Annotated in this window: 10 protein-coding genes and 1 pseudogene; 8 read left to right on the forward strand and 3 right to left on the reverse strand. The window is 52.7% G+C overall.

What is annotated here, in order from left to right:
• Positions 1–59: 59 nt before the first annotated feature.
• From FDW97_RS16400 to FDW97_RS16410, 3 genes are read left to right on the forward strand one after another with little or no spacing between them, the layout of a single operon-like run.
• A complete protein-coding gene (locus tag FDW97_RS16400) occupies positions 60–779 on the forward strand; it encodes a (Fe-S)-binding protein (protein ID WP_042312620.1) in 720 nt (239 codons plus the stop codon).
• A 10-nt stretch (positions 780–789) separates the two neighbouring features.
• Positions 790–2217, forward strand: a complete 1428-nt coding sequence (locus FDW97_RS16405; RefSeq protein ID WP_038636879.1) for a LutB/LldF family L-lactate oxidation iron-sulfur protein — start codon at positions 790–792, stop codon at positions 2215–2217.
• The gene (locus FDW97_RS16410) at positions 2210–2905 is read left to right on the forward strand and encodes a lactate utilization protein C (RefSeq protein ID WP_087857437.1); all 696 of its coding nucleotides are present in this window, start codon (positions 2210–2212) and stop codon (positions 2903–2905) included. Before FDW97_RS16405 ends, FDW97_RS16410 begins: the two co-directional genes overlap by 8 nt.
• A 49-nt stretch (positions 2906–2954) precedes the next feature.
• On the opposite strand, the gene gntP is transcribed toward FDW97_RS16410, so the two are convergent.
• The gene (gene gntP, locus FDW97_RS16415; RefSeq protein ID WP_137351341.1) at positions 2955–4298 is read right to left on the reverse strand and encodes a gluconate permease GntP; all 1344 of its coding nucleotides are present in this window, start codon (positions 4296–4298) and stop codon (positions 2955–2957) included.
• Positions 4299–4559: 261 nt separating this feature from the next.
• Between gntP and uxuA the strand changes: the two genes are divergently transcribed.
• The 5 genes from uxuA to FDW97_RS16440 all read left to right on the forward strand — a co-directional run bounded on the left by uxuA (position 4560) and on the right by FDW97_RS16440 (position 10244).
• The gene (uxuA, locus tag FDW97_RS16420) at positions 4560–5744 is read left to right on the forward strand and encodes a mannonate dehydratase (protein ID WP_137351342.1); all 1185 of its coding nucleotides are present in this window, start codon (positions 4560–4562) and stop codon (positions 5742–5744) included.
• 80 nt (positions 5745–5824) lie between these two features.
• A complete protein-coding gene (locus FDW97_RS16425; RefSeq protein ID WP_137351343.1) occupies positions 5825–7300 on the forward strand; it encodes a fructuronate reductase in 1476 nt (491 codons plus the stop codon).
• 133 nt (positions 7301–7433) lie between these two features.
• On the forward strand, positions 7434–8207 hold the full coding sequence (gene uxuR, locus FDW97_RS16430) for a Uxu operon transcriptional regulator (protein WP_137351344.1): 774 nt from the start codon (positions 7434–7436) through the stop codon (positions 8205–8207).
• A 637-nt stretch (positions 8208–8844) separates the two neighbouring features.
• A complete protein-coding gene (locus tag FDW97_RS16435) occupies positions 8845–9048 on the forward strand; it encodes a hypothetical protein (RefSeq protein ID WP_042312608.1) in 204 nt (67 codons plus the stop codon).
• 188 nt (positions 9049–9236) lie between these two features.
• Positions 9237–10244 carry a porin gene (locus FDW97_RS16440; protein ID WP_069324131.1) on the forward strand — a complete coding sequence of 336 codons (1008 nt, stop codon included), beginning with the start codon at positions 9237–9239 and terminating at the stop codon, positions 10242–10244.
• A 289-nt stretch (positions 10245–10533) separates the two neighbouring features.
• Here the strand turns inward: FDW97_RS16440 and FDW97_RS16445 are convergent.
• A pseudogene (locus tag FDW97_RS16445) lies at positions 10534–10728 on the reverse strand (MFS transporter); the annotation flags it as partial.
• Positions 10724–12004: a DUF445 domain-containing protein gene (locus tag FDW97_RS16450; protein WP_137351345.1), complete on the reverse strand. Its 1281-nt coding sequence runs from the start codon at positions 12002–12004 to the stop codon at positions 10724–10726. The gene FDW97_RS16450 and the pseudogene FDW97_RS16445, both read right to left, overlap by 5 nt.
• Positions 12005–12032 lie beyond the last annotated feature (28 nt).

Here is a 12032-nt window from a genome sequence, read left to right on the forward strand (position 1 = left end):
TTGCTTGATATAGCAATATCAAGCGCAATAAACAGAAATGAAGCAATGGAGTGGTTATTGTGAATGTAAATTTCTTTGTTACCTGCATTGGTGACGCACTGAAATCACGGATGGCACGAGACTCCGTATTGCTGCTGGAAAAACTGGGTTGTCGCGTGAATTTCCCCGAGAAGCAAGGGTGTTGCGGTCAGCCAGCCATCAACAGCGGTTACATCAAAGAAGCGATCCCCGGGATGAAAAACCTGATCGCTGCGCTGGAAGACAACGACGATCCGATTATCTCTCCGGCAGGCTCCTGCACCTATGCGGTAAAAAGCTACCCGACCTATCTGGCCGATGAACCTGAGTGGGCGATCCGTGCTGAGAACGTTGCCGCGCGTATGCAGGATCTCACTTCCTTTATCGTCAACAAACTGGGCGTGGTGGATGTCGGCGCCAGTCTGCATGGCCGCGCCGTATATCACCCCTCCTGTAGCCTGACCCGCAAGCTGGGTGTGAAGGAAGAGCCGCTCACACTGCTGAAAAACGTGCGCGGATTGGAGCTGCTGACGTTTGCCGATCAGGACACCTGCTGCGGCTTTGGCGGAACATTCTCGGTCAAAATGGCTGAAATATCCGGCGAGATGGTGAAAGAGAAAGTTTTTCATCTGATGGATGCGAAGCCGGAATACTTGATTGGCGCAGATGTCAGCTGCCTGCTGAACATTGGCGGTCGACTGCAACGGGAAGGTCAGCCGGTCAAAGTGATGCATATTGCTGAAGTGCTGATGAGCCGCTGAGGGGAAAGAAATGTCGATAAAAACCAGCGATGTAGAATTTAAACTGCGCATTCGTCAGCAGATTGAAGACCCAATCATGCGCAAAGCCGTGGCCAATGCGCAGGAGCGTATCGGCGCGAATCGACAGAAAATGGTCGAGGAGTTAGGCCACTGGGAAGACTGGCGCGATCGTGCCAGCCAGATCCGCGATCACGTTCTGAGCAATCTCGACGCTTACCTGTATCAACTCTCCGAGAAAGTGACGCAAAACGGCGGGCACGTCTATTTCGCCAAAACCAAAGAAGAGGCTACCCGCTACATTCTGCAGGTCGCACAGAATAAAAATGCGAAGAAGGTGGTGAAGTCCAAGTCGATGGTGACCGAAGAGATCGGCGTCAATCATGTGCTGCAGGATGCCGGAATTCAGGTGATCGAAACCGATCTCGGCGAATACATCCTGCAACTGGATCAGGATCCGCCTTCGCACGTCGTGGTCCCGGCCATTCATAAAGATCGCTATCAGATTCGCCGTGTGCTGAACGAACGTCTGGGTTACGACGGCCCGGAAACGCCGGAAGCCATGACCTTATTCATTCGCCAGAAGATCCGCGAAGATTTCCTGAGTGCCGAAATCGGCATTACCGGCTGCAACTTTGCCGTGGCGGAAACTGGCTCGGTGTGTCTGGTGACCAACGAAGGCAACGCGCGCATGTGCACCACGCTGCCGAAAACGCACATTGCGGTGATGGGTATGGAGCGTATCGCACCGACGTTTGCCGATGTGGATGTACTGATCACTATGCTGGCGCGCAGCGCCGTGGGCGCACGTCTGACGGGCTACAACACCTGGCTGACCGGCCCGCGTGAGGCGGATAACGTTGACGGACCGGAAGAATTTCATCTGGTGATTGTCGATAACGGGCGCTCGCAGGTGCTGGGCTCAGCGTTTCGTGATGTGCTGCGCTGCATCCGCTGCGGAGCCTGTATGAACACCTGTCCGGCGTATCGTCATATCGGCGGGCATGGCTATGGCTCCATCTATCCAGGTCCCATCGGCGCAGTGATCTCTCCGCTGCTCGGCGGCTATAAAGATTTTAAAGACCTGCCGTATGCCTGTTCACTGTGCACGGCCTGTGACAGCGTCTGTCCGGTGCGGATCCCTCTGTCAAAACTGATCCTGCGGCATCGCCGGGTGATGGCCGAGGAGGGCATTACCCCGAAAGCCGAGCGACGGGCGATCAAAATGTTCGCTTATGCCAACAGCCATCCAGGGCTGTGGAAGGTCGGCATGATGGCCGGGGCCCACGCGGCGAGCTGGTTTATCAATGGCGGTAAAACGCCGCTTAAGGTTGGCGCTATTGGAGACTGGATGGAGGCGCGCGATCTGCCTGATGCTGACGGCGAGAGTTTCCGCAGCTGGTTTAAGAAACATCAGGCGCAGGAGAAAAAAAATGGATAACCGTACCGCATTTTTAAACACCGTCGCCCAGGCGTTGGGTCGCCCGCTGCGTTTCGAACCGCACGCGGATGCCGCGCCGGTTAACAACTATGCCAACGAGCGCCTGACCGAACTGAGCCCCGGGCAGCGCTGCGAGGCGTTTATCCAGTTTGCCAGCGAGGTGATGCTGGCCCGCTGCGAACTGACCCGCGAGGATCAGGCCGCAGACGCGGCGCTCCGCCTGTGTGAGGAACTGGGGCCACAACCGGTGGTACTGAGCGGCGACAGTCGGCTGGTGGAACTGGGCATTACCGAACGCTTACAGCAGGCATGCAACGCTGTGGTCTGGGACCCGGCGCGCGGTAGCGAAAATATTACCCAGGCCGAGCAGGCGAAAGTCGGCGTGGTCTATGCCGAGTATGGCCTGACCGAGTCCGGCGGTGTGGTGCTGTTTTCCGCGCCGGAGCGCGGGCGTTCCCTGAGCCTGTTGCCGGAGTCGTCGATTTTCGTGCTGCGTAAAAGCACCATCCTGCCGCGCGTAGCGCAGCTGGCGGAAAAACTGCATCAGAAAGCGCAGGCCGGTGAGCGGATGCCGTCGTGCATTAACATTATCAGTGGACCCAGTTCGACGGCGGATATTGAGCTTATCAAGGTGGTTGGGGTGCATGGCCCGGTGAAGGCAGTGTATCTGATTATTGAGGATTGCTAAGACAGGATGGAAAACCGCTCTGGCGCTACTGGCCAGAGCGGGACAGACGTTATGCAATCATGCTGATGATCAACACGATCATCAAACCCACCACGGAGTTTACCAGTTCCAGCAGACCCCAGGTTTTCAGCGTATCCTTCACCGACAGGTCAAAGTAGCCTTTGAACAGCCAGAACGAGGCATCGTTGATGTGGGTCAGGGTGTTGGAGCCTGCCGCCGTTGCCAGCACCAGTAACGCCGGATCGACGCCCACCAGTTGACCGGTTGCCGGGTCGAGGATGGCTGCGCTGATAATTCCCGCCGCCGTCATGGCTGAGACCACGCCCTGACCGGTTGCCAGACGAATTAATACGGTTATCAACCACGCCATGATGTACGGGGAAATATTGCCGTGCGACATCAACATACCGATGGTATCGCCAATGCCGGTGTCGATGATGGTCTGCTTCAGTACGCCGCCCGCGCCGATGATCAGGATCACCATCGCGATACTTTTCACCGCGTTTTCAAAGGCGTTCATGACCCATTGCATATCATGACCACGCGCGGTACCAAACAGCACGAAGGCAACAATCATGGCGATGAACATTGCAATCGGTGAAGAGCCGAGGAAGTTGACCACTTCCCATGCTTGTGTCCCTTTTACCAGCCAGATGTTGGCGATGGTGGTGGAGATCATGATGATCGCCGGGATCAGCGGCACCAGAATAGACACGCCGAATGACGGCAGATTGTTCTGGTCAACCGGGACGTCGGCTTTCATGAATGACGGCGTCGGACGATCGAGGTTGCCGAGGAATTTCGGCAGGATAAGTCCGGCGCAGATTACGCTCGGAATGGTTACCAGAATACCGTAGATGTAGACCATGCCCATGTCAGCGCCGTAGGCATTAACCAGCGCCACCGGGCCAGGCTGCGGCGGGAACAGGGAGTGCGCGGTGGTGGCGGCGGCAACGGCGGGGATCGCCAGCTTGAGGAACGGGATCTTCGCTTCCGCAGCAATAACGATCACCAGCGGCGCCAGCATAATAAACGCTACTTCATAGAACATCGCCAGGCCGAAGATCAGACCAATAATGATCACCGACAACTGCACATAGCGCAGGCCGAGGCGCGCCAGTAGCGTATGGGCAATCTGATGCGCTGCCCCGGAATCAACCATCAGCTTACCGATGACCGCCCCGAATACCACGATAATCGCCAGCTCTCCCAGCGTACTGCCGAAACCGGATTTCATGGTGTGCAGCAGCTCCATTAAATCCATACCCGCCAGCATGCCGACCGAGAGCGCCGCCAGCAGCAGGGCGACCATCGAGTTTATTTTGAATCTTAGATTAAGTACCAGCATCAGACCGATGCCGAATACGACCCACAGAATATTGAGAACGTGCATAAAACGTCTACCTTCTTTTGGTTGAACCATTATGATTTTGGTTGAGATGTTACATATATTGGTTAACCATTGATGCGATGGATGTCACATAGCGTTACATGTTTACATATTCACCGTGTATTTTTGCGCCGCTCATAGGATCAAAACGGCTTTCATTGTGATTTGGTTAACCAATTTTGCTGTTGAGGTTGACATGTAATACCAAAAGGAGGAATTTATGCGCCATATCGTCGAGTCCATAATGTAAACGAGGAACAAAACATGGAACAGACATGGCGCTGGTATGGCCCTAACGATCCGGTCACCTTAGCGGATGTGCGTCAGGCGGGTGCCACGGGCGTTGTCACCGCTTTGCACCATATCCCGAACGGGGAAGTGTGGACGGTTGATGAGATCCTAAAGCGCAAAGCGATTATTGAGCAGGCGGGCCTGGTCTGGTCGGTCGTCGAAAGCGTGCCGATCCACGAAGACATTAAAACTCGTTCTGGCAACTATCAGCAGTGGATCGCCAATTACCAGCAGAGCCTGCGTAACCTGGCCCAGTGCGGCATTCGTACCGTGTGCTATAACTTTATGCCGGTTCTCGACTGGACCCGTACCGATCTGGAATACGTCCTGCCGGACGGCTCCAAAGCGTTGCGTTTTGACCAGATTGAATTTGCCGCCTTTGAGCTGCATATCCTCAAACGTCCGGGCGCGGAAGCAGACTACACCGCCGAAGAGATTGCTCAGGCCAGTGAACGCTTCGCAACCATGAGCGATGAAGACAAAGCGCGTTTGACCCGCAATATCATCGCCGGTCTGCCGGGCGCGGAAGAAGGCTATACCCTCGATCAGTTCCGTCAGCATCTTGAGCGTTACAAAGATATCGATAAAACCGCGCTGCGCGAGAATTTTGCCGTCTTCCTGAAAGCGATCATTCCGGTGGCAGAAGAAGCTGGTGTGCGTATGGCGGTACACCCGGACGATCCGCCGCGCCCGATCCTCGGCCTGCCGCGTATTGTTTCCACCGTGGAAGATATGCAGTGGATGGTGGATACGGTCAGCAGCATGGCGAACGGTTTTACCATGTGCACCGGCTCCTACGGCGTTCGTGCGGACAACGACCTGGTTGACATGATCAAACAGTTTGGTCCGCGCATTTACTTCACCCATCTGCGCTCCACGCTGCGTGAAGATAACCCGAAAACCTTCCATGAAGCGGCGCATCTTAACGGCGATGTTGACATGTACGAAGTGGTGAAAGCGATCGTCGAAGAAGAGCAACGTCGTAAAGCTGAGGGCAAAGAGGATCTGATCCCCATGCGACCGGATCACGGTCATCAGATGCTTGACGATCTGAAAAAGAAAACCAACCCCGGTTACTCCGCGATTGGTCGCCTGAAAGGGCTGGCGGAAGTGCGTGGTGTTGAAATGGCTATCCAGCGCGCTTTCTTCAGCCGTTAAAGCAGATTTGCCGGTCACCTGTCTGGCCGGCTTTTCCCTTTTCTCTTCCGTTGGTATTCCAACGGCTTCTGGAGTTCACGATGACAACGACAATTGCCAGTAGCAACCTGCCGGTTGCGCGTCCGGCGTGGGACAGTTCTCGCCTGCAATCCCGTATTGTTCACCTGGGATGCGGGGCTTTTCACCGCGCACATCAGGCGCTGTACACCCACCATCTCTTAGAAACCACCGACAGCGACTGGGGTATCTGTGAAGTTAACCTGATGCCGGGTAACGACTGCGTACTGATTGAAAATCTGCGCAAGCAGCAACTGCTGTATACCGTGGCGGAAAAGGGCGCGGACAACACCGTGCTGAAAGTGATTGGCTCGATGAAAGAAGCGCTGCACCCGGATCTTGACGGTTGCGACGGTATTTTACAGGCCATGGCGCGCCCGCAGACGGCGATTGTCTCGCTGACGGTTACGGAAAAAGGGTACTGCACCGACGCTGCCAGCGGCCAGTTAGATCTCAATAACCCACTGATTAAGCACGATCTGGCGAACCCGACCGCGCCGAAATCGGCGATTGGGTACATCGTACAGGCGTTGCATCTGCGTCGCGAGCAGGGGCTGGCGGCCTTTACCGTGATGTCCTGCGATAACGTGCGTGAAAATGGTCATGTGGCGAAAGTCGCGGTGCTGGGCCTGGCGCAGGCGCGCGACCCGCAGTTAGCGGAGTGGATTGCAGCTAACGCCACCTTCCCATGCACCATGGTAGACCGCATTGTTCCGGCAGCGACGCCAGAAACGTTGCAGGAAATTGCCGACCAGTTGGGCGTTTACGATCCATGTGCTATCGCCTGTGAGCCGTTCCGTCAGTGGGTGATTGAAGACAACTTCGTCAACGGTCGCCCGGACTGGGATAAAGTCGGCGCGCAGTTCGTTGCCGATGTAGTGCCGTTTGAAATGATGAAATTGCGCATGCTTAACGGCAGCCACTCTTTCCTCGCGTATCTGGGCTATCTTGGCGGGTATGAAACTATCGCCGATACCATGACCAATCCCGCGTATCGCAAAGCGGCGTTTGCGCTGATGATGCAGGAACAGGCGCCGACGCTGGCGATGCCGGAAGGCACCGATCTCAACGCCTATGCGACGCTGCTGATCGAACGTTTTAGCAACCCGTCTCTGCGCCACCGCACCTGGCAGATTGCGATGGATGGCAGCCAGAAACTGCCGCAGCGCCTGCTGGATCCGGTGCGTCTGCACCTGCAAAACGGCAGCGACTGGCGTCACCTGGCGCTTGGCGTCGCGGGCTGGATGCGTTATACCCACGGCGTGGATGAGCAGGGGCAGGCCATTGATGTTGTTGACCCAATGCTGGCTGAATTCCAGCGTATTAACCAACGGTACCAGGGGGCTGAACGTGTGACGGCGCTGCTGGGGCTGAGCGGGATTTTTGGTCATGATTTGGCGGAAAACGCCGACTTTGTTGAGACGGTTATCGCCATGTATCAACAACTGTGCGAGCTGGGCGCGCGTGAGTGTGTTGCCGCGCTAAGCGCTGACGCTTAAATCCCCGAACTATGACGGGTCAATCAAAATACTGATTTGGTTGACCCGTTTTCTGTTTTTGACTTGCCGCAAATGCTATAGTTCGATACCTATTCACCGTATCTGATTACACGCTTCTGACGGACATAACACGATGAAATCGAACACTTCTCAACAAAGACCCTACCAGGAAGTGGGTGCCATGATCCGCGATCTGATTGTCCAGACGCCGTACCAGCCCGGTGAGCGTTTGCCGCCGGAGCGTGAAATTGCTGAGATGCTTAATGTCACTCGTACGGTGGTGCGCGAAGCATTAATCATGCTGGAAATTAAAGGACTGGTGGACGTGCGTCGCGGCGCCGGAATCTACGTGCTCGACAATGCGGATGCGCAGAGTATCGACAGTACGGATGCAAATCACTGCAACGATGCCGGTCCGTTTGAACTGCTGCAGGCGCGCCAGTTGCTGGAAAGCAACATCGCTGAATTTGCCGCGCTGCAGGCCACTCGCGAAGACATCGTCAAAATGCGTCAGGCGTTGCAACTGGAAGAGCGTGAGCTGGCCTCCAGCGAAGCGAATGGATCAGAAAGCGGTGATATGCAGTTTCATCTGGCGATTGCGGAAGCCACGCATAACAGCATGCTGGTGGAGTTATTTCGCCAGTCATGGCAGTGGCGTGAGAACAACCCGATGTGGATCCAGCTTCATAGCCACCTCGATGATACTCATTACCGTAAAGAGTGGATGGTCGACCACAAGCAGATCCTGGCGGCGTTAATTAAAAAGGACGCCCGCGCGGCCAAGCTGGCAATGTGGCAGCATCTGGAAAACGTCAAACAACGGCTGTTGGAATTTTCAAATGTCGATGATATCGACTTTGATGGCTATCTGTTCGAGTCCTGGCCGCTGGATAAAGTTAACGCCTGATTTCGCTTCTTCAGCCACACGGACAGCTTCGGTCCGTGTGGTACTTTCCCTCGTGATTATTCCCCTTTTATCGTGCTGAATTGGACATAAAAAATTTTGTCTGGCGCCTCAGCCGGGATTTTTTCGCCGTCTTTACACGACGTAAATTGATTTATATCAATTAAAAGCAACTTAATTTTGCATGCGAAAAAATGGGTTATTTACCTTATTTTTACCTTTTCGTGCTTATTTTTAGACAAAACAGGTCAGCATTAAGTGAGAATCAAAGTGATTCCGGCAGTGGTTTGGGTAGAACCGCTTTGCATAACAGTACATAAAAACAAGCAGTTCGCATAAAAGTAGACATTAATAACGGTATGTAACTTATTGGCTGCAATGATGTTTTGATTGAGTGTAATAATTAGTGTCAATGCTTCATACGTTTCTAATCAAATGAATAAAAATGAATATATGTAAAGTTAAAATTACACATTATTCTATAAACAAGTTATCTTTCACTTGAAATATCGTTCCATTTTACCTCGCTTTATTAACAGTTTTATTACGATTGTGAATGTTTTTTACCGTTGACATGTTTTTACACTGACTGCATATTTCATCGCCATAAGCGTCTTATTGCGTTCAGGAGATGATGACGATGCCTTCTCGAGATTATCCCGATATCCGAAAAGCCAGGGGTACCCGATCTAAAGATATGGTTCTTTTAAGTGCCCGTGTTGATAATTCTCTGTGGGAATATGTCCGAACGCTGGCATTTGAAACGCGAAAAAGTAAACAAGATATTATCGCTGAGGCGTTAATGCTACATCGCTCTATTAACCAGGGCGAGAATCAAGAGTAAACCTGGCTGACCTTATTCCGGGTTTTGAATGAAATCTGAGTAGTGAATTATTTATTGCCACTTCATTATTGCCTTTATTGGTGTGTTTTTGATTTCTCCCCTTGGTATTCAGGGGGCTTTTTTATGAGGACTTTCTGCCTTCATAACAAAGTTGATAGCAAAATTCACAATTAAAAGTGAGTAAAAATATGAAAAAGTCAGCAGTGGTATTAGCAGTGATGGCATTAGGCATCACTTCCGCTCATGCAGCGGAAATTTATAATAAAGATGGCAACAAACTTGATTTGTACGGCAAAGTAAAAGCGGTCCACTCCTGGACTGACGGCACCGATGCTGACGGCACCTACGCACGTCTGGGTTTTCGCGGTGAGACTCAAATCAACGATCAACTGACTGGCTATGGTCAGTTTGAAAGTCAGTTTGATGCCGCTAAAGCAGAAGGTTCTCAGAATGGTGTTAATACACGTCTGGCGTTTGCTGGTCTGGATTATGGCCATGACGTTAGCTTTGACTACGGTCGTAACTACGGTATCGCTTACGACGTGGGAGCTTACACTGACACTCTTTCAGAGTTCGGCGGTGACTCCTATGAAAATACTGACCGCTTCCTTACTACACGTACTTCTGGCGTTGCAACACTCCGCACCAAAAATCTGTTTGGTGCCGTTGATGGCCTGAGCCTTGGCGCGCAATATCAGGGTCAGGATGATACCGATAAGGATCCAACGAAACAGCATGGCAATGGCTACGGCTTCTCCCTGGGCTACGATAATATCGCCGATTCCGGCGTGTCTGCGATTGCGGCCTACACCACCAGTTCTGTGACTGCTCAGCAGAAACAGAATGGTTGGGATGGCGAAAACGCAGAGTTCTGGGGTGCTGGCCTGAAGTATGATGCTAACGCCATCTACGTAGCGACGATGTATGGTGAGTCCCACAACCTGATTCAGGATGCGGACAAAGCTGAGCACTTTGAAGCGATGGCTGCGTATGTGTTTGATTTTGGTCTGCGTCCGAACGTGGCTTATGTCCATACGCGTGACAACAATAATAATGACCTGACCGAATATGTGGCGCTGGGTACGGACTACTACTTCAACAAAAATATGGTTGCTGATGTAGGTTATAAAATTAACCTGCTTGATGGCGCTGACGGCGACAACCAGGTTGTTGCGGGTCTGACCTATCAGTTCTAATTTGTTGTGATAATATGTAAAAGGCGTCTTTTGTAAGACGCCTTTTTTACATCTGCCTGCTTTTAATGGATCAAATTAAACCGATCAGGATTATTAATACGCGTGATTTTTTTAAACCAGAATATATGTGTTTTCTGAAGATGGTGTTGATGTTGAATTAACATGTCCATTTTTACGCATTTTAAAGTGAGTTTATAAATTTCCTGATGAGTATATTGTTGGTTATTTATACATTTATTAAATGTTGACATTAAATAACGGACTAGTTTGAATAGACCTGGTAATGAATTTATACCCTTTTAGGGTTAGCGAATCGCTGTTTATATAATTGCGTGAGACTGATAATCGCAGCAAAAAACAACGCAACGGCACCACACAGCGTGGCGCTAATGATGGCCTGAGCGCCGCTTCCCAGCAGATTAATATTGCGCGGCACGCTAAGTTGACGGGCGAGCGGCGTCACCAGCAAGGTGGTCCCCTTAAAGATTCGCCAGCGTCAGCAGGGAAGGTATTTGCGACAGCAGATATAACAGCAGCCCAATAGAACCGCCGACCAGCGTGCCGTTGACGCGGATAAACTGCAAATCTTTGCCAATGTTTAGCTCAATTTGCTGTGACATATCGCGCGCATCCCAGCTTTTCACTGTGTCGCTAATGTGGCGCGTCAGGAAGGTGGCGAACTCCGGCGCAACCTTATGCGCGGCCTGCTCCAGATGCCCATTCAATGAAGCGCGCAGGGCGCTGTCGGCAACCAGCGTTTCACCGAACCACTGCCCGGCATTGGCAATGCGCTGCTTCACGCGAGAATCATCGGCGTTGATATCGGTTTTCAGCCACTGACGCAGGTCTGCCCACAGCTCGCCGAGATAACGGTTGAAGGCTTCGTCTTCTTTCAGATAGCTTTTGAGGCTTTCCGCTCGCACGGCCATTTCCGGATCGTGTTTGAGCTTATCGATGAGCTTAAACGTCGCGCGATCGAAGGCGTGGCGGATCTGATGGGCGCGATCGTGGCTGATGTCATCCAGCAAAGAGTTTACGGCGTCAGAAACCAGTTCGGCGCTGTGCTCGCCCAGCCATTCGGTCGGCAGGATCTTCGCTTTCAGCGGATGTTCGGTCTCCAGCCAGTGCACGATCTGCCGGGCGATAAATGCCCGCGAGCTATCGCGTTGTAACAGAGAGATCAGTTGGGCGATCAGCGTGTCGAGCAGCACCTGATGGCGATTGTTTTTGGTCATGCTTTCCAGCATCAATGCGCTGGTTTCAGAGAGATCAACTTTATCGATGGCCTTGTGCACTGCCCGCTTGATCAGCCGCTGAATGCGGGCGTCGTCGGTCAGTTCGAGAAAACCGCTCATAATTTGCAGCAGGTGCTGGCCGATACGTCGGGCGTTTTCCGGCTGGCTGAACCAGTTCCCGATCAACAGCGCCGGTTCATGGCGGCGGATCAGCGCGACCAGGGACTGAGTGTCGAGAAATTTTTCCTGCACAAACTGACCGAGATTTTCCCCGATCCGATCCTTATTGCGCGGGATAATCGCCGTATGTTGCGAGATAAAAGGGATCGGCACCCGGCGAAAAAGCGCCACCACGGCAAACCAGTCCGCCAGTGCGCCGACCATCGCCGCTTCGGCGATCGCTTTGATTCCGAGCACCCAGAAGTTAGGCGGCAGAAACAGCGTGATAACGAAAGTGGCGGCGGCAATCAGCAGCAATGAGAGCGCCAGTCGTTTGGCGCGTTTGAGTTCAGCAATTTTATTCATAGGCTTAAGAATAGAGCCAGACGACAGG

It is taken from the genome of Citrobacter sp. wls708, from assembly GCF_005281255.1.
GTDB classification, from domain to species: Bacteria; Pseudomonadota; Gammaproteobacteria; order Enterobacterales; family Enterobacteriaceae; genus Citrobacter; species Citrobacter werkmanii.